The following is a 24,194-nucleotide window of genomic DNA, read 5'->3' on the forward strand; positions in this document are numbered from 1 at the left end:
GGGGATCGATTCAGAAAATGTCCTGCGGATCGACCTGGATCCGTACCGGCTGGCCCGCCTTGCGGGCGGTCCGCAGCGCCGCCGCACCGTGCAGGGCGGCGGCCAGGGCGGCAGCCTGGGACCGGGGCACCCGGACCAGCATCCGTTCCTGCCCCTCGGCCGCCGGCACCGGACCGAGCACCTCGGCCGCCGGCGGCAGCCGGGCCTCGTCGAGCAGCTCCGCCACCGCCGCCGCCGTGCCGGTCAGGCTGGCCATCCGGGCGGCCGGCGGAAAGCCCAACTCGCGCCGCTCGGCCAACTCCCGACCGGCGAACCAACCGGGGTCCCAGCGCAGCAACGCCTGCACCGGCGCCAGCGCACCGTCCGCGACCACCACCACCCGGCCGCCGGCCGGGGCGGGCCGGGCCAGCGCCGCCGCCGCCAGCCAGCGGCGCAGCGCCTCCTCCCCGGCCCGCAGGTCGGCCCGGGTCAGCAACGCCCAGGAGTCGAGCAGCAGCACCGCGCCGTAGCCGCCGTCGGCGACCGGCTCGGCGCCGGGTGTCGCGATCACCAGGCCGGCGTCGCCGGGCACGGTACGCAGCACCTCGTCCCGCCCCGAGGTCCGCACCGGCACACCGGGAAACGCCCGGCCGAGTTCCTCGGCGGTACGCCGCGCACCCACCACCGCCGCCCGGAGCCGCCGGGCGCCGCACTCCGGGCAGGCGTACCCGGCCGCCACCCGGGCACACCAGCGACAGGTGGGAGTGGCGCTGGCCGAGCGCAGCGCCAGTGGACCGGCACAGTGCGGGCAGCGGGCCGGGGTCCGGCACTGTGCGCAGGCCACCGCCGGCAGGTAGCCACGGCGGGGCACCTGGACCAGTACCGGCGAGTCGGCCTTCAGCGCCGCCCGGGCCGCGTCCCAGGCCAGGCTGGGCAGCCGGGCCGAGGCTGCGGCGGGATCCCGGGCAAGCTGTGGGTCGTCGCCGGTCGGCGTGATCCTCGGGGTACGCGCCCGCAGCGTCGACCGGTCCGGCACGATCTCCCTGGCCCACCCGGTCTCGACCAGCAACCGCGACTCGGCGGTACGGGCGTACCCGCCGACCAGCACCGCCGCGTCGGCAAGCTGCGCCCGGGTGAGCAGCACCTCCCGGGCGTGCGGGTACGGCGCCCGGGGCTCGGCGTGCAGGTCGTCCCCGTCGTCCCAGATCGCCACCAGACCGAGATCGGCGACCGGGGCGAACATCGCCGCCCGGGTGCCGATCACCACCGGCACCCGCCCGCGACAGGCGGCGAGGAAGGCCCGGTACCGCCGGGCCGGCCCGAGTGCGGCGGAGAGCGCCACGTGCCGTCCGGGGCCGAGCAGCCCGGTCAGCGCGGTGTCGAGCCGTTCGAGGTCACCGGCGTCGGCGACCACTGCCACCACGCCCCGACCACCGCGTACGGTCGCCGCCGCCGCCTCGGCGAACCGGGTCGCCCAGTCCTCGCCGGGCAGCGCCGACCAGACCGCCCGGGGCGCCCGGCCGTCGGCCAGGGCCCGCAGGAACCCCGGCCCGGCCGGATAGCTCCACCAGCCTCCGTCGGCAACTCCGGCGGCCCCATCGACTCCGGGGGCCCCAGCGACTCCGTCGGCCCTGCCAACTCCGTCGGCCCCAGCGACTCCGGCGTCCTCGCCAGTTCCGGCGGCCTCGGCGACTCCGTCGGCCGGCTCGCTCGCGCGGGCCGGAGTCGCCACTACGGTCGCGTCGGCGGGGGTCAGCGACTCGGTCGGGTCAGCCGGAGTCAGCGGCTCGGCCGGATCGGCCGGGGTCACCGGCACGGCCGATGCGGCCGGGGTCAGCGGCTCGGGCGGATCAGCCGAGGTCACCGGCACGGCCGGTGCGGCCCGGTCGGACGGCGCCACCGGCTCGGTCGGGTCGCTCAGTGCGGCCGGCTCGGTCGGGTGGGCCGGTGCGGCCAGCTCCGGAGTGTCGGTCGGTGCGGCCGGCTCGGAGGTGTCGGTCGGTGCCGCCGGGTCGGGCGTGTCGGTCGGTGCGGCTTCGCGCTCGACCCGGGCGTGCCGGGGCGGGACGGCCAGCCGGAGCACGTCGGCCAGGTTGCCGGCGTACCTGTCGGCCACCGCCCGGGCCAGTCGGGCGACCTCCGGGGTCAGCACCGGCTCGGGCGAGACCAGCCGTTCCAGGTAGCTCAGCCGACCCTCGTGGGCGGAGAGTTCGGCCCGGTCCAGCAGCCAGCCGTCGACCAACTGGCCGGCGAAGCGCACCCGGACCCGGGTGCCCGGTCGGGCCTGGTCGGCGAGTTCGGCCGGGACCAGGTAGTCGAACGGCCGGTCCAGATGGGCCAGCGGCACATCCACGCAGACGCGAGCGACCGGCAGCCCGTCGGCGGGCTGCCGGTCGCTGCGCTTGCCGGTGGTCAGGCTGCCGCGGCCGACTTGAGGTCGGCGGCGCGGTCAGTGTTCTCCCAGGTCAGGGTGGGCAGCTCACGGCCGAAGTGGCCGTAGGCGGCGGTCTGCCGGTAGATCGGGCGGAGCAGGTCGAGGTCCCGGATGATCGCCGCCGGACGGAGGTCGAAGACCTCGCCGACCGCGTGCTCGATCCGGTCCACCGGGACGTTCTCGGTGCCGAAGGTCTCGATGAAGAGGCTCACCGGGTGGGCCTTGCCGATCGCGTACGCGACCTGCACCTCGCAGCGCTCGGCCAGCCCGGCGGCCACCACGTTCTTCGCCACCCAACGGGTCGCGTACGCCGCCGAGCGGTCGACCTTGGACGGGTCCTTGCCGGAGAACGCGCCACCGCCGTGCCGGGCGTACCCGCCGTAGGTGTCGACGATGATCTTGCGGCCGGTCAGCCCGGCGTCACCCATCGGGCCACCGATCTCGAACCGGCCGGTCGGGTTGACCAGCAGCCGGTAGCCGTCGATGTCGAGGCCCAGCTCCTCCAGCTCCGGCGCGATGACGTGCTCGCGGATGTCCGGGGTGAGCAGCGACTCCAGCGAGATGTCGGCGGCGTGCTGCGACGACACCACGACGGTGTCCAGCCGCACCGGGCGCAGCCCGTCGTATTCGATGGTCACCTGGGTCTTGCCGTCCGGCCGCAGGTAGGGGATGGTGCCGTCCTTGCGGGTCGCGGAGAGCCGGCGGGCCAGCCGGTGCGCCAGGGCGATCGGCAGCGGCATCAGCTCGGGCGTCTCCGAGCAGGCGAAGCCGAACATCATGCCCTGGTCGCCGGCACCCTGGGCGTCAAGCGCACTCTCCGAGGAGCCGGAGCGCAGCTCGATCGCGCTGTCCACGCCCTGGGCGATGTCCGGGGACTGCGACCCGATCGACACGCTGACGCCGCAGGAGGCGCCGTCGAAGCCCTTCTTCGACGAGTCGTACCCGATGCCGAGGATCGTCTCGCGGACGATCGCCGGGATGTCGGCGTACGCCTTCGTGGTCACCTCGCCCGCGACGTGCACCTGCCCGGTCGTGATGAGGGTTTCGACCGCCACCCGGCTACGCGGGTCCTGGTCCAGCAGCGCGTCGAGGATTCCGTCGCTGATCTGGTCAGCGATCTTGTCCGGGTGGCCTTCCGTGACCGACTCCGAGGTGAACAAGCGACGTACCACGGTGCTCCTAAAGATCTCGAATTCAGATGTGCGCGGCAGTGTAGTCACGGCCGCCTGGTCCCCCGACCATGCCTGTAGGGTGCTACCCGCTCATGACAGGGCGGTTAAGCGCGTTACTACCAGATCCCAGACGCCGTCGGCGAGATCTTCCTTGGATTGCTCCGGAAACGCTGTCGTCGACCCGTCAGCGCCGAGTACGACGGCGGTGTTCGTGTCGGCGCCGAACACCTTGTCGGGTCCGACCTCGTTGACGACGATGAGGTCGGCACGTTTGCGGACGAGCTTGGCCCGGGCGTTGGCCTCGGCGTCGGTGGTCTCCGCCGCGAAGGCGACCAACACCTGGTCGGGCCGTCGACGCTCGCCCAGCTCGGCGGCGATGTCGGGGTTGGCCACCAGGTCGACGCTGAGGGTGGCGCCCCGGTCGGACTTCTTGATCTTCTCCGGGGCGTACGTCGCCGGCCGGAAGTCGGCCGGTGCCGCCGCCATCACCACCGCGTCCGCCGCCTCGGCCGCCTCCAGGGTGGCCTTGCGCAACTCCTCGGTGGTGGAGACCCGGACCACGTCCGCGCCGGCCGGGTCCGGCAGCGCCACGTTGGCGGCGATCACCGTCACCCTGGCTCCCCGGGCCACCGCCGCCCGGGCGAAGGCGTAACCCTGCTTGCCCGACGACCGGTTGCCGAGGAAACGCACCGGGTCGAGCGGCTCCCGGGTGCCTCCGGCGGTGACCACCACCCGGCGGCCGACCAGGTCCCGGGGCTCGCCGACGCCCCGGGCGAGCACCCGGCGGGCCACCGCGAAGATCTCGGCCGGGTCGGGCAGCCGGCCCTTGCCGGTGTCGACGCCGGTCAGCCGGCCGCTCGCCGGCTCGATCACCAGGACACCCCGGCGACGCAGCGTCGCGACGTTCTCCACCGTGGCCGGGTGCTCCCACATCTCGGTGTGCATCGCCGGGGCGAGCAGCACCGGGCAGCGGGCGGTCAGCAGCGTGTTGGTGAGCAGGTCGTCGGCGAGCCCGTGCGCGGCCTTGCCGAGCAGGTCGGCGGTGGCCGGGGCGACGACCACCAGGTCGGCGGCTTGGCCGAGCCGGACGTGCGGCACCTCGTGCACGTCGGCCCAGACCTCGTCGGCGACGGGCTGGCCGCTCAGTGCCGCCCAGGTCGGCGCGCCGACGAAGCGCAGCGCGGACGCGGTCGGCACGACCCGGACGCGGTGCCCCGACTCGGTGAAGAGTCGGAGCAGCTCACATGCCTTGTAGGCGGCGATGCCACCGCCCACCCCGAGTACGACCGCGGTCATCGCCGACGCCCGGACGACCCTACGGCTGGTCGGTCGGCTCGGCGGTGAGCAGACCCGCGTTGATCTCCCGCATCGCGATCGAGAGCGGCTTCTCCTGCGGCGTGGTCTCCACCAGCGGGCCGACGTATTCCAGGAGGCCCTCGCCGAGCTGGCTGTAGTAGGCGTTCACCTGGCGGGCGCGCTTGGCGGCGAAGATCACCAGAGCGTACTTGGAGGTGGTCTTCTCGAGCAGCTCGTCGATCGGCGGGTTGGTGATGCCTTCGGGACTGGCGATGGATCCCACGGAGATAAACCTCGGTGTCTTCTCGACCGCCCGGCGGCGGTCGGGTCGGAGTTGGCTCAGGTCTGTGCCCGACTCGAATCCGCGTCGACCGCGTCGGCGGCACCCACGTGCGGCTGCCCAGGTCGGGGCTGCCCGCGTCGGCGGCGCCTCAGGTCGGCGTCAGAAAGGACGAACCGAGCAAGCCTACCAGTTCGTCCGCAGCGCGCCCGACCACGTCGTTCACGACCGTCGCGTCGTATTCACGGCCGGCCGCGCGGGCCTGCGCCGGGGTCGCGGCGAGGTAGACCAGCCGCGCCTGCGGCATCGCCGCCCGCACCTGCCGGGCGCCGCCCGGATCGATCGGGAGCAGCACCGGCCGGCCGGCCGACAACCGGATCCGCACCGGTTCGCGTGGCGTCCCGTACCGGTGGACGCCAATTTCCGACCACTCCAGCAACGCTCCGGCGTCGAGCAGTCGGCCGAATTCGGCCCGGTCGACGAAGCGATAGTGCACCCCGTCGATCTCGTACCGCCGACGGGGGCGGGTGGTCACCGGGATCGAGAGCCACAACTGCGGCGATCGGGCCCGGACAAGTTCCGTCACGCTGTCCTTGCCGGCCCCGGAGGGACCGGCAAGGACCGTGAGACGAGCCGCGCAGCGGACATCGTCATGCGTACCCACTGCTTGTTTCTACACGGCGAGTGGAACTAGTTCGCCGCGAATTCTCCAAGCAGTGCCTTGCGCTGCTGCTCACCGAGGCCACGGAGGCGACGGCTGTCGGCGATCTTGAGCTTCTCCATGATCTGGGTGGCCCGGATCTTGCCGATTCCCGGCATGGCCTGAAGTACGGCCGATACCTTCAGCTTGCCGACGACGTCGTCCGACTCCGCACGGTCGAGGACGGCGGCGAGGTTGGTCTTGCCCTGCTTGAGCTCTTCCTTGAGCTTCGCCCGGGCCTTGCGGATCTCCGCGGCCTTCTCCAGCGCGGCTGCGCGCTGTTCGGGGCTCAGTTGGGGGAGCGGCACCAGCTCTCCTCAGGTCCCTATCGCGACGGGCGGGAAGCGCCGTCGCATCTGTGAAACGTGGTGTGCCTGGCAACCAAAGGGGTATGTGGTTCCCAGCGCGGGGAAAACTAGCGGCCAACGGAGGTTTCGGCAACGTGGGCACGCCATGATCATGTCAGCGTAACCAGAAGATCACTGACCGGCAGCGGTCAGCGCGGCCCGACAGTCGGCCAGCGCCCGGTCCGCGGCGGCGCGCAGCGCGGCCGGATCGGGGCCCGCCCCGAGCACCTCCCGGGAGTACGACGGGAGCACCTTGGAGAGCTCGTTCCCGAAGACCGTCCGCAGGTCGTCGGCGCGTCCGCCCTGCGCGCCGAGGCCCGGAGCGAGCAGCGGACCGCCCACCCCGGAGAGGTCGTGTCCGGTCTCGCCGATGGTGGCACCGACCACCAGCCCGAAGCTGCCGAGCGGCTCGGCACCCGCGTTGAGCTGCGAAATCTCTTCGATGATCGTTTGCGCGACGGTGCGCCCGTCGGCGCCGACGGCGCGCTGGACGCTGGCGCCCTCGGGGTTGGAGGTGAGCGCCAGCACGAAGACGCCGCCGCCGTACTTGCGCGCCGTGTCGAACATCGGGGCGAGCGAGCCGACCCCCAGGAAGGGGCTCGCGGTGACCGCGTCGACATACATCGGGCTGGATGGATCCAGGTACGCGTCGGCGTACGCGGCGACCGTGGAGCCGATGTCGCCGCGCTTGACGTCAAGCAGAACGAGCGCACCCGCGCCCCGCAACTGTCGGATAATTGACTCAAGAACTCCGACCCCTTGCGACCCGAACCGCTCGAAAAATGCCGACTGCGGCTTGACGACCGCGACCCGGTCGCCGAGCGCGTCGACGACGGTCTCGCTGAACCGGGTCAGCCCGGCGATGTCGTCCGACAGACCCCACCGGGCGAGTAGCGCGGGGTGCGGGTCGATGCCCACGCAGAGCGGTCCGCGCTCCGCCATCGCCCGGTGCAGCCGGCTGCCGAAGGTCTCCATGCGGCTCTCCTCTCCGCAGGCGCCATGACCACCTGTCGTGGCGCCACGACTCGCTGTCACGATCTCGACCGGACCGGCCCCCCCGGTCGGCGTACCGCACCGGGGCGTCGACGGGGCCGGCTCAGCCGGCCTTGGCCGCCGCGCCGATCGCCGCACAGATCCGGGCGACGTCGTCGTCCCCGGTGACGTACGGCGGCATCGTGTAGATCAGATCCCGGAACGGGCGCAGCCAGACGCCGTACGCCACCGCCGCCTCGGTCGCCGCCGCCATGTCGACGTCGTGGTCGAGCTGCACCACCCCGATCGCGCCCAGCACCCGGACGTCGGCCACCCCGGCGGAGCCCCGTAACGGCGCCAGGCCGGCCGAGAGCCCGTCGGAGATCCTCTGCACGTCCATTGCCCAGTTTCGGGCCTGTAGCAGCCCGATAGAGGCGTTTGCGACGGCACAGGCAAGCGGGTTCCCCATGAACGTCGGCCCGTGCGCCAACACTCCGGTCGCGGAGATGCCCTCGGCGACCGCCGGGGTGCAGAGCGTCGCCGCCAGGCTCAGGTAGCCGCCGGTGAGCGCCTTGCCCAGGCACAGCACGTCCGGAGTCACCCCGGCATGCTCCGCCGCGAAGAGCGCGCCGGTCCGGCCGAACCCGGTGGCGATCTCGTCGAAGATCAGCACGATGTCGTACGCGGTGCAGACCTCGCGGAGCAGCCGCAGGTATTCCGGGTTGTGGAAGCGCATCCCGCCGGCGCCCTGCACCACCGGCTCGACGATCACCGCGGCGAGTTCGCCGGCATGCCGGTGCAGCGCGTCGACGAGCGCGGTCGCGTACGCCTCGTCGACCGGGGCGTCGAAGCCGGGCGGGGGCAGGCCGGCGAAGACCTGCCGGGGCAGTACGCCGGTCCACAGCGAGTGCATCCCGCCGACCGGGTCGCAGACGCTCATCGGATGGAACGTGTCACCGTGGTAGCCGCCCCGCCAGGTGGCCAGCCGCTGCCGCTCCGGGCGGCCCCGACCGCGCTGGTACTGCAACGCCATCTTGACCGCCACCTCGACCCCGACCGAGCCGGAGTCGCAGAGGAAGACGTGCTCCAGGCCGGGCGGGGTGATCTCGACCAGGGTGCGGGCCAGCGCGACGGCGGGCTCGTGGGTCAGCCCGCCGAACATCACGTGGCCCATCCGGCCGAGTTGGTCGGTGACGGCGGCGTCCAGCACCGGATGCCGGTACCCGTGGATCGCCGCCCACCACGACGACATGCCGTCGACGAGTTCCCGGCCGTCGGCCAGGCGCAGCCGGACCCCCTCGGCGCTCTCCACCACGTACGGGTCGGTGCGGGCCGGCATCGGGGCGTACGGGTGCCAGACGTGCGCCCGGTCGGCCGCGACGATCTCCTCCGGGGTCACGGACGTCCCTCCGATCCTGTGGCGGCCTCCCCGGGGCTCACGGCCGGGTCGCCCGGGCCACCGCGCGGACCAGTCCCGGCCCGCCGTAGACGAAACCGGTGTAGAGCTGCACCAGACTGGCTCCGGCGTCGAGCAGCGCGGTCGCGTCCGCCGGGTCGAGGATGCCGCCCACCCCGACCACCGGCAGCGCGCCGTTGGTCTCGCGGTGTACGAACGACACCACCTCGCGGGCACGCGCGGTCAGCGGCCGGCCGGAGAGCCCGCCCGCCTCACCGGCCCGGTGCGCGTCGGCCGGGGCGATCCCGTCCCGGCCCAGCGTGGTGTTGGTGGCGATCACGCCCGCCGCACCCCGGTCCAGGCAGACCTGGAGCACCTCGGCGACGGCCGCCTCGGTCAGGTCCGGGGCGATCTTGACCAGGATCGGCTTCTCCCCCACCAGCGCGGTCAGCAGCGCGTCGAGGTGCGCCCGGTCCTGCAACGCCCGCAGCCCCGGGGTGTTCGGCGAGGAGACGTTGACCGCGAAGTAGTCGCCGTACGGCGCCAGCGCCCGGTAGGAGGCCAGGTAGTCGGCGACCGCGTCGTCCAACGGGGTGACCTTGGACTTGCCGAGCGAGATGCCCAGCGGCACCCCCAGCGGCCGGCGCAACGCGGCCAGTCGCCGGGCCAGCGCCTCCGCACCGGCGTTGTTGAAGCCCATCCGGTTGATCACCGCCGCGCTGCCCGGCAGCCGGAACAGCCTCGGCCGGGGATTGCCCGGCTGCGGGTACGCGGTGACCGTGCCGACCTCGACGAAGCCGAAGCCCAGCGCCGGCCAGGCCGGCAGCGCGGCGCCGTCCTTGTCCATCCCGGCGGCCAGCCCGACCGGGTTCGGGAACCTGACCCCGAAGACGGTGCGCGGGGCGGCGACGGCGTACCGGGCCCGGAGCAGTGCGAGCGCGGCCGGACTGCGGGACAGCCCGGCCAGCCGACGCAGCGTCCACTCGTGCGCGGTCTCGGCGTCGCCGCCGCCGAGCCGGAACAGCGCCGGCCGGACGAGGCGGTCGAAGACCGCTCCCCCGCCCGCCGTGCGCCGGCCCGCCCCGGTCTCCGTCGTCGTCGGCGGGCTCACTCGCCGGCCCGCAGCGCCGTGTGCAGCTCCTGCAACGGCCGGACCACCAGGTCGCCCCGGATCAGCGCCTCGATCCCCATCACCGCCGCCGCCGCGCCGGGCACGGTGGTGATGCACGGGATGTCCGCGCCGACCGCCGCGCTGCGGATCTCGTACCCGTCGGAGCGCGCGCTGGCCCCCGAACCCTGCGGGGTGTTGATCACCAGGTCCACCTCGCCGGCCGAGATCAGCGAGACCGCGTCCGGCGAGTCGGCGCCCTCCTCGTAGTGCTTGCGGATCAGCGTGCAGGAGATGCCGTGCCGGCGCAGCACCTCGCCGGTGCCGGTGGTGGCGACGATCTCGAAGCCGAGGTCGGCGAGGCGCTTGACCGGGAAGATCATGCCCCGCTTGTCCCGGTTGGCCACCGAGACGAAGACCTTGCCCTTGACCGGCAGCGAGCCGTACGCCGCCGCCTGCGACTTGGCGAAGGCTTGCCCGAAGGCGGTGTCGATGCCCATCACCTCGCCGGTGGACTTCATCTCCGGGCCGAGCAGCGAGTCGATGCCCTTGCCGGTCGGGGTGCGGAACCGCTTGAACGGCAGCACCGCCTCCTTCACCGCCACCGGGGCGTCGGCCGGGGTGGTGGTGCCGTCGCCGGTCGGCGGAAGCAGCCGCTCGGCGCGCAGCTCGGCGATGCTCGCACCGAGCATGATCCGGGCCGCCGCCTTGGCCAGCGGCACCGCCGTCGCCTTGGAGACGAACGGCACCGTCCGGGACGCCCGAGGGTTCGCCTCCAGCACGTAGAGGGTGTCGTCCTTGAGGGCGTACTGGACGTTGAGCAGGCCGCGTACCCCGATGCCCCGGGCGATCTCCACGGTGTAGTGGCGTACCGCCGCCAGGTGCGAGCTGGCCAACGTGATCGGCGGCAGCGCGCAGGACGAGTCGCCGGAGTGGATGCCGGCCTCCTCGATGTGCTCCATCACCCCGCCGACGTAGACCTCGCCGTCGGCGTCGCAGAGCGCGTCCACGTCGATCTCGATCGCGTCGTCGAGGAAGCGGTCCACCAGCACCGGATGGTCCGGCGAGATGTCGGTGGCCCGGGCGATGTACCCGCGCAGCGTGTCGTCGTCGTAGACGATCTCCATGCCCCGCCCGCCGAGCACGTACGACGGCCGGACCAGCACCGGGTACCCGATCTCGGCCGCGATGCCCTGCGCCTCGGAGAAGGAGGTGGCGGTGCCGTGTGCCGGCGAACGCAGCCCGGCCCGGTCCAGCAGCGCGCCGAACGCGCCCCGCTCCTCGGCCAGGTGGATCGACTCCGGGCTGGTGCCGACGATCGGCACCCCGGCGTCCTTGAGCCGCTGCGCCAGGCCCAGCGGGGTCTGCCCGCCGAGCTGCACGATCACCCCGACCACGCCCGGCCCGCCGGCCGCCTTGCCGGAACTGTCCTCGGAGTGCCAGACCTCCAACACGTCCTCGAAGGTCAGCGGCTCGAAGTAGAGCCGGTCGGCGGTGTCGTAGTCGGTGGAGACGGTCTCCGGATTGCAGTTGACCATCACCGTCTCGTAGCCGACCTCCCGGAGTGCCATCACGGCGTGCACACACGAGTAGTCGAACTCGATGCCCTGACCGATCCGGTTCGGGCCGGAGCCGAGGATCAGCACCTTCGGCCGGTCCGACGGGGTCACCTCGGTCTCTTCGTCGTAACTGCTGTAGTGGTACGGCGTACCGGCGGCGAACTCGGCGGCGCAGGTGTCCACGGTCTTGTAGACCGGGCGTACCCCGAGCCGGTGCCGGAGCGTACGCACCCCGTCCTCGGCGGCCAGTTCCGGGCGAAGCGCGGCGAGCTGCCGGTCGGAGATCCCGGCCCGCTTGGCCCGGCGCAACAGCTCCTCGTCGAGTACGGCGGCGGCGACGATCTCGGCGCGCAGCTCGACCAGCCCGGCGATCTGGTCCAGGAACCAGGGGTCGATCCCGCCGGACGCCTCCGACACCTGGGCCACCGAGGCGCCGAGCCGGAGCGCCCGCTCGACGCCGTAGAGCCGCCCGTCGTGCGGCATCCGCAGCGCCGCGAGGGTGCCTTCGACAGTGGCGCCCTCGGGATCGGGGAGGGTCCAGAAGCCACCCTCCTTGGTCTCCATCGAGCGCATCGCCTTGTTCAGCGCCTCGGGGAAGTTCCGGCCCAGGCTCATCGCCTCGCCGACCGACTTCATCGTGGTGGTGAGTTCCCGGTCGGCGGCCGGGAACTTCTCGAAGGCGAACCGGGGGATCTTCACCACCACGTAGTCGAGGGTCGGCTCGAACGCAGCCGGCGTCTTCAGGGTGATGTCGTTCGGGATCTCGTCCAGGGTGTAGCCGACGGCCAGCTTCGCGGCGATCTTCGCGATCGGGAAGCCGGTCGCCTTGGAGGCCAGCGCGGACGAGCGGGAGACCCGGGGGTTCATCTCGATCACGACCAGTCGGCCGTCGCGCGGGTTGACCGCGAACTGGATGTTGCAGCCGCCGGTGTCCACCCCGACCTCGCGGAGCACCGCGATGCCCAGGTCACGCAGGCGTTGGTACTCCCGGTCGGTAAGGGTCATCGCCGGTGCGACGGTGACGCTGTCCCCGGTGTGCACGCCCATCGGGTCGACGTTCTCGATCGAGCAGACCACCACGACGTTGTCGTGCCGGTCCCGCATCAGTTCGAGTTCGTACTCCTTCCAGCCGAGCACGCTCTCCTCGATGAGTACCTCGTGCACCGGGCTGGCCGCCAGGCCCGACCCGGCGATCCGTTCCAGGTCCTCGTCGCTGTGCGCCATCCCGGAGCCGAGGCCGCCCATCGTGAACGACGGCCGGATCACCACCGGCAGGCCGAGGTCGGCGACGGTCGACCGGACCTCGTCCATCGAGTGACAGACCCGGCTGCGCGGGGTCTCGCCGCCGGCCTTGGCGACGATCTCCTTGAAGAGCTGCCGGTCCTCGCCGCGCCGGATCGCGTCGATGTCGGCGCCGATCAGCTCCACGCCGTACTTGGCGAGCACACCGGACTCGTGCAGCGCCACGGCGGTGTTCAGTGCGGTCTGGCCGCCCAGCGTGGGCAGCAGCGCGTCCGGCCGCTCCTTGGCGATGACCAGCTCGACGAACTCCGGGGTGATCGGCTCGACGTACGTGGCGTCGGCGAACTCCGGGTCGGTCATGATGGTCGCCGGGTTGGAGTTGACCAGGCTGACCCGCAGCCCCTCGGCGCGCAGCACCCGGCAGGCCTGGGTACCGGAGTAGTCGAACTCGCAGGCCTGACCGATCACGATCGGCCCCGAGCCGATCACCAGTACGTGCTTGAGGTCTGTCCGCCTGGGCATCAGGAGCCCTTCTTCTCGCTCGGTCCGGCGCCCGGCCGACCCTCGATCAGTTCCGCGAAGCGGTCGAAGAGGTAGTCCGCGTCGTGCGGGCCGGCCGCCGCCTCCGGGTGGTACTGCACGGTGAACGCCGGTACGTCCTTCGCCCGCAGCCCCTCGACGACGTTGTCGTTCAGGCAGACGTGGCTCACCTCGACCCCGCCGAAGTCGGTGTCGATCACCTTGTTCAGTGGCGCGTCGACGGCGAACCCGTGGTTGTGGCTGGTCACCTCGACCTTGCCGGTGGACTGGTCCAGCACCGGCTGGTTGATGCCCCGGTGGCCGTACCCCAGTTTGTAGGTGCCGAAGCCGAGCGCCCGGCCCAGGATCTGGCTGCCGAAGCAGATCCCGAACAGCGGGATCTGCCGGCGCATCACCTCGCGGGCCAGCCCGGTCGGATGGTCGGCGGTGGCCGGGTCGCCCGGCCCCGGCGAGAAAAAGACCGCGTCGGCGCCGGTGGCCAGCAGGTCGTCGATGGTCGACGAGGCCGGCAGCACGTGCGTGGTGACGCCCCGCGCGGCGAGCCGGCGCGGCACGTTCCGCTTGATCCCCAGGTCGAGCGCGGCCACCGTGAACCGGTGCTCCCCCTCGGCCTCGACGACGTACGGCTGCGCCGTGGTCACCTCGGCGGAGAGGTCGGCCCCCTCCATCCGGGGCGCCTCCCGGACCCGGGCCAGCAACTCCTTCGGGTCCTCGGTCAGGCTCGACACCCCGACCCGCATCGCGCCGCGCTCCCGCAGGTGCCGGGTGAGTGCCCGGGTGTCCACCCCGGCGATCCCGACCACGCCCTCGGTGGCCAGCCGGTCCTCCAGGGCGCCGGTGGCCCGCCAGTTCGAGCCGATCCGGGCCGGGTCCCGGACGACGTATCCGGCCACCCAGATCCGGCCCGACTCGTCGTCCTCGGTGTTCACCCCGGTGTTGCCGATGTGCGGCGCGGTCTGCACCACCACCTGGCGGTGGTACGACGGGTCGGTCAGCGTCTCCTGGTAACCGGTCATCCCGGTGTTGAAGACCGCCTCGCCGAAGGTCTCCCCCACACTGCCGTACGCCTCGCCCCGGAAGGACCGGCCGTCCTCCAGCACCAGGATCGCCGGTCGTCTGCGGTTGCCCACCTCAGCGCACCGCCTTTCCGTCCAGCACCGTCGGCTCGCCGCGCAGGAAGGTCGCGACGATCCGGCCGGGCAGGGTCAGCCCGGCGTACGGCGTGTTGCGGCTGCGGCTGGCCTGCTCGCCCGGGTCGACGGTGCGGCGGGCGGCCGGATCCACCAGGGTCAGGTTGGCCGGTACCCCCGGAGCGGGGTTGCGCCCGTGCTCGGTCAGTCCGGCGATCCGGGCCGGGGTCCGGGACATCCGCTCGGCGATCAGGTCCCACCGTTCGCCGAGTACGTCGAGCAGCACCGAGAGCGCCGTCTCCAGCCCGAGCATGCCCGGCCGGGCGTACGCCCACTCGCACTCCTTGTCCTCCAGCGCGTGCGGGGCGTGGTCGGTGGCGACGATGTCGATGATCCCCTCGACCAGCGCCGCGCGCAGCGCGCTGACGTCGGCGGCGGTACGCAGCGGCGGGTTCACCTTGAACACCGGGTCGTAGCTGGCGGCCCGCTCGTCGGTCAGCAGCAGGTGGTGCGGGGTCACCTCGGCGGTGACCCGTACCCCGCGCTTCTTGGCGTGTCGGAGCACCTCGACGCTGCCGGCGGTGGAGAGGTGGCAGACGTGCAGCCGGCTGCCGACGTGCTCGGCGAGGAGCACGTCCCGGGCGATGATCGCCTCCTCGGCGACCGCCGGCCAGCCGGTCAGGCCGAGCCGGGTGGAGACCTCACCCTCGTGCATCTGGGCGCCCTCGGTGAGCCGGGGCTCCTCGGCGTGCTGCGCGATCACCCCGTCGAACGCCTTGACGTACTCCAGTGCCCGGCGCATCAGCTTCGGGTCGGCGACGCAGTGCCCGTCGTCGGAGAAGATCCGCACCCGGGCGGCGGAGTCGGCCATCGCGCCCAGCTCGGCGAGGCGCTCGCCGGCCAGCCCGACGGTGACGGCGCCGATCGGCTGCACGTCGACCAGCCCGGCCTCGCGGCCGAGCCGCCACACCTGTTCGACCACGCCGGCCGTGTCGGCGACCGGCGAGGTGTTGGCCATCGCGCAGACGGCGGTGTAGCCCCCCAGCGCCGCCGCCCGCGAACCCGACTCGACCGTCTCGGCGTCCTCCCGGCCCGGCTCCCGCAGGTGCGTGTGCAGGTCGACCAGGCCGGGCAGTGCGACCAGCCCGGCACCGTCGACCACCCGCGCCCCCCGGGCGGCCAGGCCACGGCCGGTCTCGGCCACCACGCCGTCGGAGATCAGCAGGTCGGTCGGCTCGGCGCCGACCACCCGCACACCCCGGATCAGGTACGCCGGCTTCGCGGCGTCCGGATCACCTCCGGCGGTGAACTCGGTCATCACTTCATTCCCCCCAGCAGCAGGTACAGGACGGCCATCCGGACGGAGACGCCGTTGGCGACCTGTTCGACGATCGTGGAGCGGGACGAGTCGGCCACCTCGGGCGCGATCTCCATCCCTCGGTTCATCGGACCCGGATGCATCACGATGGCGTGGTCCGGCAGTCGGGCCATCCGGGGCCCGTCGAGGCCGTACCGCCGGGCGTACTCCCGGGCGGACGGGAAGTAGGAGTCGGCCATCCGCTCCCGCTGCACCCGCAGCATCATCACCACGTCCGAGGTGGGCAGCACCGCGTCGAGGTCGTAGGAGACCTCGGTGCCGGGCGCCAGCGCGGTACCGATGTCGACCGGGATCAGCGTCGGTGGCCCGACCAGGGTCACCTTGGCGCCCAGGGTGGCCAGCAGCAGCACGTTGGAGCGGGCGACCCGGCTGTGCAGCACGTCCCCGACCACCGCGACCGAGAGCCCGGCGATCCGCCCCAGCCGGGCCCGCATCGTGTACGCGTCCAGCAGCGCCTGGGTCGGGTGCTCGTGGGTGCCGTCCCCGGCGTTGAGCACGGAGCCCTCGACCCAGTTGGCGAGCCGGTGCGGCGCCCCGGAGGCCGGGTGCCGGACCACCACCGCGTCGGCGCCCATCGCCTGGAGGGTCAGCGCGGTGTCCTTGAGGCTCTCGCCCTTGGAGACGCTGGAGCCCTTGGCCGAGAAGTTGATCACATCGGCGGAGAGTCGCTTGGCCGCCGCCTCGAAGGAGATCCGGGTCCGGGTGGAGTCCTCGTAGAAGAGGTTGACCACGGTACGGCCGCGCAGCGCGGGCAGCTTCTTCACCTCGCGTCCGGCCACCGTCGCCATCTCGGCGGCGGTGTCCAGGATCAGCGTGGCGGTGTCCGCGTCGAGATCCGCCCCGGAAAGCAGGTGCTTGAGCACTATGCCGCCCCTCCGATCAGCCTGACCTCGTCGGCACCGTCAGTCTCCGCGAGGGTCACCCTGACGCTCTCGGCGAGCGCCGTCGGAATGTTCTTCCCCACGTAGTCGGCCCGGATCGGCAGCTCCCGGTGGCCCCGGTCGACCAGCACGGCGAGCTGCACCGAACTGGGCCGGCCGAGGTCGCTGAGCGCGTCGAGGGCGGCCCGGACGGTACGGCCGGAGAAGAGGACGTCGTCGACCAGGATCACCCGTTTGCCGTCCACCCCCTCCGGGGGCACCTGGGTCGGCCCGATCGCGCGTACCGCGTGCCGGCGGAGATCGTCACGGTAGAGAGTGATATCGAGCACACCCACCGGTATGTCGATTCCTTCGAAGGCGTTGATCCGGGCGGCCAGCCGGCGGGCCAGCGGAGCGCCCCGGGTGGGGATACCGAGCAGGACGGTACCGGCCGCGCCCTGTGTCTTCTCCAGGATCTGGTGTGCGATTCGGTCCACCACCCGGGCCAGTTCGGCGCTGGTCAGGATGACCTTCACGGACGGTGGTGAGACCGGCTGCGGCTGGGCAGCCTGCGGGTACGCCACGGCGGACCCCCTTCCCCGCCTCACGGGACGGGTCGTTAAAGGACGTCGGATTCCGGCGCTTGCCTACAGCGGCCCGGGCCGGGGCTCTAGTCACGTTACCACTGGCCACAGGGCCGGCCCCGGCGGGTCGCTGACCCCCGGATCAGCGAGTCCAAACCGCCCGGCTGAACACGATCTTTGTAATAGGTAGGTAACTAGCACTTGACCACGTGTCGCAATCCCCGTACCGTCACGCTCCGTAGCGATCGCTGGGGAGATCCCCGACCAGCACTGGGAGTGCCGAATGCCCTCTGAATACGCCAAGTCGTTGGGCGCGCGCCTGCGCTCTATCCGTCAGCAGCAGGGACTGTCCCTGCAGGGGGTGGAGGAGAAGTCAAACGGACGGTGGAAAGCCGTCGTGGTCGGCTCGTACGAGCGGGGCGACCGGGCGGTGACGGTGTCCCGTCTCGCCGAGCTCGCGGACTTCTACCGGGTGCCCGTTTCGGAACTGCTGCCGGACGGCAGTGGCGTCCGTCACGAGCCGACGAACAAGATCGTGCTCGACCTGGAGCGGCTGTACGACGAGGCCTCCGAGGACCTCGCCTACGTCGCCCGCTATGCCCGAGCCATCCAGCAGCAGCGGGGTGACTACAACGGGCGGGTGCTGTCGATTCGCGCGGACGACCTGCGGGCGCTCGCGATCGTCTACGACTCCTCCCCCTCCGGGCTGATCGAGCGGCTCACCGAGCACGGCGTGCTCGTCGCCGACCCCCGGGCGCTCTTCGCGTCCTGATCCCCCCGACTCGCGGGGTCCGTGCCCACCCGGCACGGGCCCCGCGAGCCGTTTCGCCCCGGAATGCCCCCGGGCGACGGGTCCCTGCCCCCGCGACCGTGCCGCCCTCCCCGACCGTTACCGCCCCTCGCGACCGCGCCGCCCTTCCTGACCGTTACCGGCCCGCGCGACCGTGCCACCCGTCACGACCGTTGGCGGCCCTCAGGACCGCGCCCGTCCCTCGGGACCGCCGTCCCCCAGGGAACCGTGCTGTCTTCCACGACCGGCCGGCTCTGATGATCTCCGCGCCCCTGGCGGCCCCCTGCCGATCACCACGGCCTCCGCCGCGCGTCCAGCCCCGCGAAACGCCGAAGGGGCGCACCCACGGTCGGGTGCGCCCCTTCGGAGCGGGCCGAAGGCCCGGGCAGGTCAGCGGGTCGCGTACTCGGCGATCCGGCCGAGGATGCCGTTGAGGAACCGGGGCGAGTCGTCGGTCGACATCTGCCGGGCCAGCTCGACCGCTTCGCTGATCGCGACCGCGTCGTCGATCTCGTCGACGTAGAGCAGCTCGTAGATGGCGATCCGGGCGAGGTTACGGTCGACGACCGGCATCCGGTCCAGGGTCCAGCCCTCGGCGTAACTGTCGATCAGCTCGTCGATCCGGGCCTGGTGCTCGGCCACGCCCTCGATCAGGCCGACCGCGTAGCCCATGTGCTCCGGGTGTGGCCGTTCCAGCCGCTGCAGATAGCCGGCCAGTACCTCGACGGCCGGGCGGGCCCGCAGGTCCGACTCGTAGAGGACGTCCAGTGCCCGCTTGCGTGCCTTGCGGCGGGCCGGCATCTGCTGCTTGGGGCCCTCGGCCATCAGGCTCGGCCGAGATAGCGGCCGTCGCGGGTGTCGACCTTGATCTTCTCGCCGGTGGTGATGAAGAGCGGCACCTGGACGGTGGCACCGGTCTCGACCGTCGCCGGCTTGTTGCCGCCGGTGGAACGGTCACCCTGGAGGCCGGGCTCGGTGTAGGTGATCTCCAGCACCACGCTGGTCGGCAGCTCGACGTAGAGCGGCACACCCTCGTGGGTGGCGACGATCGCCTCCGCCTCGGGCAGCAGGTAGTTGGCGGCCTCGCCGACCGTGCCACCGGGCACCGGGATCTGGTCGTACGTCTCCAGATCCATGAAGACGTAGTCCTCGCCGTCGATGTACAGATACTGCATGGTGCGCTTGTCGACGGTGGCCGTGTCGACCTTGGTGCCCGCGTTGAACGTCTTGTCGACCACCTTGCCGGACAGCACGTTCTTGAGCGTGGTGCGTACGAAAGCGCCGCCCTTGCCGGGCTTGACGTGCTGGAACTCCACGACGGCCCAGAGTTCGCCGTCGAGGTTGAGAACCAGCCCGTTCTTCAGGTCGTTGGTGGTGGCCATTTCCTGCCTTGATCTTCAATTCGGGCGGACGGACCCGGCAAGTCTACTAGCAGCGTCCAGTTGATCTTGACCAGCCTGTTCGGCGGCTCCGCCCGACGGATCAGCCGCCCGTGGACCGGTCCCGCAGCGCGGCCAGGTGCAGCAGGGCCAGCCGGTACCCGTCCACCCCGAGGCCGCAGATCACCCCGGTCGCCACCGCCGAGACGACCGAGTGGTGCCGGAACTCCTCCCGGGCGTGGATGTTGGAGATGTGCACCTCGACCAGCGGGCCACGCAGCATGGCGCAGGCGTCCCGGACCGCGTACGAGTAGTGCGACCAGGCGGCCGGGTTGAGCACCACCCCCGCTTCCTCGTCGGCCGCCTGGTGCAGCCAGCCGATCAACTCCGCCTCGGCGTCGGTCTGCCGGACCTCCACGTCCAGCCCCAGTTCCTTGCCGGTGGTCTGGCAACTCGTCACCAGGCCGGCGTAGCTGGTCGCGCCGTACACCTCGGGTTGGCGGATGCCGAGCCGGCCCAGGTTGGGCCCGTTCAGCACGTAGACCTTCATGCCGTCACCTCGGCGTACGCGTCGAAGAGCAGGTCGTCGTCCGGGCCGTCCAGGATGCCGGTCTCGGCCAGCCCGTCCAGCACCACGAACCGCAACCGGCTGCCCCGGGCCTTCTTGTCGACCCGCATCGCGGCCAGCAGCTCCGGCCAGGCGTCCGCCCGGTAGCCGGTCGGCAGCCCGAGCGTGGTCAGCACCGTGCGGTGCCGGGCGGCCGTCGGCTCGTCCAGCCGGCCGGCCCGCCAGGCGAGCCCGGCGGCGTAGACCAGGCCGACCGAGATCGCGTGCCCGTGCCGCCAGCGGTAGCCCTCGACCTTCTCGATCGCGTGCCCGAGGGTGTGGCCGTAGTTCAGGATCTCCCGCCGGCCCGCCTCGCGCAGGTCGCCGGAGACCACGTCCGCCTTGACCCGGATCGCCCGCTCGACCAGCTCCCGGACGACCAGCCCGGACGGGTCCGTCGCCGCCGTCGGATCGGACTCGATCAGCTCCAGGATGGCCGGGTCGGCGATGAAGCCGCACTTCACCACCTCGGCCAGCCCGGCGGTCAGGTCGACCGCCGGCAGCGAGTCCAGCATCGCCAGGTCGCAGAGCACCCCCACCGGCGGGTGGAAGGCACCGACCAGGTTCTTGCCGGCGGCGGTGTTGATCCCCGTCTTGCCGCCGACCGCCGCGTCGACCATGCCGAGCAGCGAGGTCGACACCGGCACCCAGCGGACCCCGCGCAGCCAGCATGCGGCGACGAAGCCGGCCAGGTCGGTCACGGCACCGCCGCCCACCCCGACCACCGCGTCGGTACGCGTGAAGCCCGCCGCGCCGAGCCGCTCCCAGCAGCCGGCGGCGACCTCGATGTCCTTGCCGGCCTCGGCGTCCGGCACCGGTACGGTCAGCGGGGTGATCCCGGCGGCGCGCAGCCGCTCGGCCAGCTCGTCGGCGTGCGCCTTCAGCGGCGGCGCGTGCAGCACCGCGGCGCGCTCGGCGCCGTCCAGCAGCGGGGGCAGCGCGGCCAGCAGGTCCCGGCCGACGAGGACGTCGTACGGCCGGTCGCCGCCGACCGGAATGCGGGTCAGTTCGTCCATCGGGTCAGAGCCTAGAGGATCGGGTCCGTCGGCAGGGGTGGCCGGCGGGCGGCGTAGTCGGCGAGGGCACCGGCGTGCTCGACGACGGCGGTACGCAGTTCGTCCGGGCGGAGCACGGTGAACGGCCAGCCGAGGCCGGCGAGGAGCTGCGCCATCCCGGGCAGGCTCTCGGCCCGGGTCCGCAGCAGAATGCCGTCGGCGGTGGCGGTCAGCTCGGCGGCGCTGGGCGGCACCCGCCGCCGGGCCTCCGCCAGATCGGTCTCCAGCAGCACCTCGACCTCCCACCGGTACGCCACTGCGGTCAGGGACCGGGTGACGTGTCCGACCGGATCGAACCCGGCCGGTACGGCGAAGCTCTCGGTGCCGGCCTCGACCGAGACGATCCGGTCGAGCCGGAACGTGCGGACCTCCCCGCGCCGGTGGTCGTGTCCGGTGACGTACCAGCGGCCGGCGTGGAACACCAGCCCGTACGGGTCGAGGTCGCGTACGGACGGCTCGCCGCGCCAGGAGCGGTAGCCGATGGTGACCCGGTGCCGGGAGCGGGTGGCCGCCCCGAGCGCGAGCAGCGTCGCGGTGGCCGGCCGGGGCGCGTCGTCCCGGCGCCGCAGGCTGAACCCGAGGCTCTGGGTCACGCCGTCGAGCCGGTCCGCGAGCGGGCCGGGCAACACCCGGCGGATCTTCGCCTGGGCCAGGCCGGTGGCCGGAGCCGCCGTACCCAGTCCGAGGTGTTCGGCGGCGATCAGGCCGAGCAGCACCGCCACCGCCTCGTCGTCGGTGAGCATCAGCGGTGGGAGCCGGTAACCGGGCTGGAGCCGGTAGCCGCCGTACCGGCCCCGGGCGGCGGTCACCGGGATGCCGAGTTCGACCAGGGTGTCGGCGTACCGCCGGACGGTCCGCTCGTCCACGCCGAGCCGGTCGGCCAGCTCGGGGCCGGTCAACCGGTGGGAACTCTGCAACAGCTCCAGCATCCCGAGCACCCGGGCGGCGGGATGTGGCACGGGTCACCCTCCGAATCCGGGCGGAAGTCGCCCGGATTCGACTCTAGCGTCGAGGCACGGATCGCCAACCGAAGGAGTGTGCCGATGGCCACGTTCGTGCTCGTACCCGGTTTCTGGCTCGGCGCCTGGGCCTGGCGGGAGGTGACCGAGGGGCTGCGCGCGGCCGGGCACCAGGTGCACCCGCTCACCCTGACCGGGGTGGCCGACCGGGCCCACCTGGCCGGTCCGGAGATCGGACTGGCGACGCACACCGCCGACATCGTCCGGCTGATCGAGACGGCGGACCTGCACGACGTCGTACTCGTCGGGCACTCCGGCGGCGGGATGCCGGTGCAGCAGGCGGCGGACCAGCTTCCCGACCGGATCGCCCGGGTGGTCTACCTGGAGAGCGGGCCGCTGCCGGCCGGGACGGCGCAGTTCGACACCCAGCCTCCGGAGGAGCAGGAACGGCTCCGGACGCTGGTCGGCGACGGGCACCTGCTGCCGCCACCGGCCTGGGACCCGGCCACCGACCCGGTCAACCTGGCCGGCCTGGACGACGAGACCCTGAACCTGCTGCGGACCCGCACCACCGGCCAGCCGCTGCGCGCCGGCACCGACCCGGTGACGCTGCCGCACGGCGGCACGGTGCCGACCACGCTGATCGTCTGCACGTTTCCGGTGCAGACGGTGCGGGAGATGATCTCGCAGGGACACCCGTTCTTCGCCGGGCTGGCCGGCGCCGACGTGCACGGCCTGCCGACCGGGCACTGGCCGATGTTCAGCGAGCCGAAGCGCCTGACCGAGCTGCTGGACGGGATCGGCCGGACCGTCCCCGCCGGGGCCGAGCAGCCGCCGACCGGGTGACGCAGGCGGCTCCGGCCGGTGTCGGAACCGCTCAGGCGACCCAGTGCGGGCGACGGGTCGCCGAGGACGGCGCGACCCGGTCGGCGAGGGCGGTGGCCAGCCGGCGTACGGCCTCGCCCAGCGTCTCCGGCGCCAGCGTGTACGGAATCCGCAGCCGCTGCTCGAAGACGCCCGGGTCGGAGGCGAAGAAGCCGCCGCCCTCGATCCGTACCCCGTAGTCGAGGGCCCGCTCGGCGAGGGCGGTGGCGACCGGCTCGCCCAGGTCCACCCAGAGCGACAGGCCGCCGGGCGGCGACCGCCAACTCCACTGTGGAAGGTGTTCGGTCAGCGCGGCCTCCAGCGCCGCACGCTGCTCGCGCAACCGCGCCAACCGGGGCGGCAGCAGGTCGTCGGCCCGGGCCAGCAGGTTCAGCGCGAGCAACTGGTCCAGCACCGAGCCGCCCATGTCGGTGGCGACGCGCTGCCCGGCCAGCTCGGTGACGAGCCGGGCCGGGGCACGCAGCCAGCCGATCCGCAGCCCGGCCCAGTGCGTCTTGCTCATCGAACCGATCGTGACGACCTGGCCGGTGCCGCCCGGCGGGCCCTGCGTGGCGGTGGGCGGCGGGGCGGGAACGTCGAGGGCGAGGTCGGCCAGGGTCTCGTCGACGACCAGCCAACCACCGGAGCGGGCGGCGGCCCGCAGCAGGCGACCCCGCTCCGGGTCGGGCAGCAGCGCGCCGGTCGGGTTGTGGAAGTCCGGGATCAGGTACGCCAGCCGGGGCACCACCTGACGCATGGTGGACTCGATGATCTCGATGTCCCAGCCGGCGTCGGTGACCGGCACCGACACGGTACGCAGCCGGGCCCGGCGCAGCGCCTCCAGCGCGTTCGGATAGGACGGGCTCTCCACCAGCACCCGGTCACCGGGACGACAGAGCAGCCCGACGACCAGCGTGAACGCGTGCTGGGCACCGGAGGTCACCAGGATCTGCTCGGGCACCGTGGCCAGGCCGCGCCGGGTGAACCGCTCGGCGACGGCGGCCCGCAGCTCCGCCAGCCCGTACGGGTGGTAGCCCGGGGTGTGGGTGTGCTCGGCGAGCTGCGGGGTGACCTGGGCGAGGGCGTCGGCGAGCAGCCCTGCCGGAAGCCCGGTGGGTGCGGCCCGGGCCAGGTCGATCGCGCTCTCCTCCGGGGCCAGCAGGCGGCTGATCCCGCTGGGCCGGCGGCCCTCCGGCAACTCCGTCCAGGTGCCGGAGCCCTGGCGACTGCGCGCGAACCCGCGCTCGCGCAGCAGGTCGTAGCCGGCGGTGACGGTGGCCCGGCTGGTGTCCAGGGCGGTGGCCAGTTCCCGCTCGGCGGGCAGCCTGACGTGCAGCGCGATCCGACCGTCCAGGATCAGTGCGCTGATCGCCTGGGCCAGGTGCCGGTAAGCCGGTCGCGCGCCGGCCAGGTCCGGCAGCATCGCCGCGAGCTGGCGGCTGCCCAGCGTCCGGTCGCCACGTTCCGCCGGGCTCACCGGCGGCAGCGGGATCGGCAGGGTCGGGGTAGCCATACCGGCCATTCTCCCAGGATTGGCCATGTAATCCAGACCAATGCTCCGAC

Annotated in this window: 22 protein-coding genes; 2 read left to right on the top strand and 20 right to left on the bottom strand. The window is 72.8% G+C overall.

Translation table 11 applies throughout. From position 1 onward, the window contains the following. Window positions 1–10: 10 nt before the first annotated feature. From Pen02_RS36715 to pyrR, 14 genes are all read right to left on the bottom strand, one after another. Window positions 11–2,332 (bottom strand): primosomal protein N', encoded by a 2,322-nt coding sequence (locus Pen02_RS36715; RefSeq protein WP_239141890.1) that lies wholly within the window; start codon window positions 2,330–2,332, stop codon window positions 11–13. A gap of 59 nt (window positions 2,333–2,391) precedes the next feature. Beyond that, window positions 2,392–3,585, bottom strand: coding sequence for a methionine adenosyltransferase (gene metK, locus Pen02_RS36720; RefSeq protein ID WP_203870794.1), 1,194 nt, complete (start codon window positions 3,583–3,585; stop codon window positions 2,392–2,394). A 90-nt stretch (window positions 3,586–3,675) separates the two neighbouring features. After that, the gene (gene coaBC, locus Pen02_RS36725) at window positions 3,676–4,881 is read right to left on the bottom strand and encodes a bifunctional phosphopantothenoylcysteine decarboxylase/phosphopantothenate--cysteine ligase CoaBC (protein WP_203870795.1); all 1,206 of its coding nucleotides are present in this window, start codon (window positions 4,879–4,881) and stop codon (window positions 3,676–3,678) included. A 19-nt stretch (window positions 4,882–4,900) separates the two neighbouring features. Then, a complete protein-coding gene (gene rpoZ / locus Pen02_RS36730; RefSeq protein ID WP_101366725.1) occupies window positions 4,901–5,164 on the bottom strand; it encodes a DNA-directed RNA polymerase subunit omega in 264 nt (87 codons plus the stop codon). Window positions 5,165–5,312: 148 nt separating this feature from the next. Then, a complete protein-coding gene (locus Pen02_RS36735) occupies window positions 5,313–5,825 on the bottom strand; it encodes a nucleoside/nucleotide kinase family protein (protein WP_203870796.1) in 513 nt (170 codons plus the stop codon). Window positions 5,826–5,851: 26 nt separating this feature from the next. Continuing rightward, window positions 5,852–6,169: an integration host factor, actinobacterial type gene (mihF, locus tag Pen02_RS36740; RefSeq protein WP_203870797.1), complete on the bottom strand. Its 318-nt coding sequence runs from the start codon at window positions 6,167–6,169 to the stop codon at window positions 5,852–5,854. A 171-nt stretch (window positions 6,170–6,340) separates the two neighbouring features. Continuing rightward, window positions 6,341–7,183, bottom strand: a complete 843-nt coding sequence (gene pyrF / locus Pen02_RS36745; protein WP_203870798.1) for an orotidine-5'-phosphate decarboxylase — start codon at window positions 7,181–7,183, stop codon at window positions 6,341–6,343. A gap of 121 nt (window positions 7,184–7,304) precedes the next feature. Then, window positions 7,305–8,579, bottom strand: a complete 1,275-nt coding sequence (locus tag Pen02_RS36750; protein WP_203870799.1) for an adenosylmethionine--8-amino-7-oxononanoate transaminase — start codon at window positions 8,577–8,579, stop codon at window positions 7,305–7,307. A gap of 37 nt (window positions 8,580–8,616) precedes the next feature. Next, window positions 8,617–9,687, bottom strand: coding sequence for a quinone-dependent dihydroorotate dehydrogenase (locus Pen02_RS36755; RefSeq protein ID WP_203870800.1), 1,071 nt, complete (start codon window positions 9,685–9,687; stop codon window positions 8,617–8,619). Continuing rightward, entirely contained in the window at window positions 9,684–13,007 is a 3,324-nt protein-coding gene (gene carB, locus Pen02_RS36760) for a carbamoyl-phosphate synthase large subunit (protein ID WP_203870801.1), read from the bottom strand. The genes Pen02_RS36755 and carB overlap by 4 nt, the downstream gene beginning before the upstream one ends. Beyond that, complete coding sequence (gene carA, locus Pen02_RS36765) at window positions 13,007–14,155, bottom strand: glutamine-hydrolyzing carbamoyl-phosphate synthase small subunit (RefSeq protein WP_203870802.1); 1,149 nt, start codon at window positions 14,153–14,155, stop codon at window positions 13,007–13,009. Before carA ends, carB begins: the two co-directional genes overlap by 1 nt. A gap of 1 nt (window position 14,156) precedes the next feature. Then, window positions 14,157–15,473, bottom strand: coding sequence for a dihydroorotase (locus Pen02_RS36770; RefSeq protein ID WP_203870803.1), 1,317 nt, complete (start codon window positions 15,471–15,473; stop codon window positions 14,157–14,159). Continuing rightward, on the bottom strand, window positions 15,473–16,396 hold the full coding sequence (locus tag Pen02_RS36775; protein WP_203870804.1) for an aspartate carbamoyltransferase catalytic subunit: 924 nt from the start codon (window positions 16,394–16,396) through the stop codon (window positions 15,473–15,475). Before Pen02_RS36775 ends, Pen02_RS36770 begins: the two co-directional genes overlap by 1 nt. Then, entirely contained in the window at window positions 16,396–16,977 is a 582-nt protein-coding gene (gene pyrR, locus Pen02_RS36780) for a bifunctional pyr operon transcriptional regulator/uracil phosphoribosyltransferase PyrR (protein ID WP_203870805.1), read from the bottom strand. Before pyrR ends, Pen02_RS36775 begins: the two co-directional genes overlap by 1 nt. A 283-nt stretch (window positions 16,978–17,260) precedes the next feature. Between pyrR and bldD the strand changes: the two genes are divergently transcribed. Then, window positions 17,261–17,749, top strand: a complete 489-nt coding sequence (gene bldD / locus Pen02_RS36785; protein WP_101366736.1) for a transcriptional regulator BldD — start codon at window positions 17,261–17,263, stop codon at window positions 17,747–17,749. Window positions 17,750–18,157: 408 nt separating this feature from the next. On the opposite strand, the gene nusB is transcribed toward bldD, so the two are convergent. The 5 genes from nusB to Pen02_RS36810 form a co-directional block, all read right to left on the bottom strand. After that, window positions 18,158–18,568, bottom strand: a complete 411-nt coding sequence (nusB, locus tag Pen02_RS36790) for a transcription antitermination factor NusB (protein WP_203870959.1) — start codon at window positions 18,566–18,568, stop codon at window positions 18,158–18,160. A 23-nt stretch (window positions 18,569–18,591) separates the two neighbouring features. Beyond that, a complete protein-coding gene (efp, locus tag Pen02_RS36795; RefSeq protein WP_203859951.1) occupies window positions 18,592–19,149 on the bottom strand; it encodes an elongation factor P in 558 nt (185 codons plus the stop codon). Window positions 19,150–19,249: 100 nt separating this feature from the next. Continuing rightward, a complete protein-coding gene (gene aroQ, locus Pen02_RS36800; RefSeq protein WP_203870806.1) occupies window positions 19,250–19,696 on the bottom strand; it encodes a type II 3-dehydroquinate dehydratase in 447 nt (148 codons plus the stop codon). Further along, window positions 19,693–20,769, bottom strand: coding sequence for a 3-dehydroquinate synthase (gene aroB / locus Pen02_RS36805; protein WP_203870807.1), 1,077 nt, complete (start codon window positions 20,767–20,769; stop codon window positions 19,693–19,695). Before aroB ends, aroQ begins: the two co-directional genes overlap by 4 nt. Window positions 20,770–20,780: 11 nt before the next feature. Beyond that, window positions 20,781–21,767 carry a helix-turn-helix transcriptional regulator gene (locus tag Pen02_RS36810; protein ID WP_203870808.1) on the bottom strand — a complete coding sequence of 329 codons (987 nt, stop codon included), beginning with the start codon at window positions 21,765–21,767 and terminating at the stop codon, window positions 20,781–20,783. An 84-nt stretch (window positions 21,768–21,851) separates the two neighbouring features. On the opposite strand from Pen02_RS36810, the gene Pen02_RS36815 reads away from it, so the two are divergent. Next, a complete protein-coding gene (locus Pen02_RS36815; protein WP_203870809.1) occupies window positions 21,852–22,613 on the top strand; it encodes an alpha/beta fold hydrolase in 762 nt (253 codons plus the stop codon). A 31-nt stretch (window positions 22,614–22,644) separates the two neighbouring features. On the opposite strand, the gene yczR is transcribed toward Pen02_RS36815, so the two are convergent. Next, window positions 22,645–24,144, bottom strand: a complete 1,500-nt coding sequence (gene yczR, locus Pen02_RS36820) for a MocR-like transcription factor YczR (protein WP_203870810.1) — start codon at window positions 24,142–24,144, stop codon at window positions 22,645–22,647. Window positions 24,145–24,194: the final 50 nt, after the last annotated feature.

It is taken from the genome of Plantactinospora endophytica (genome assembly GCF_016862915.1).
Lineage (GTDB): Bacteria > Actinomycetota > Actinomycetes > Mycobacteriales > Micromonosporaceae > Plantactinospora > Plantactinospora endophytica.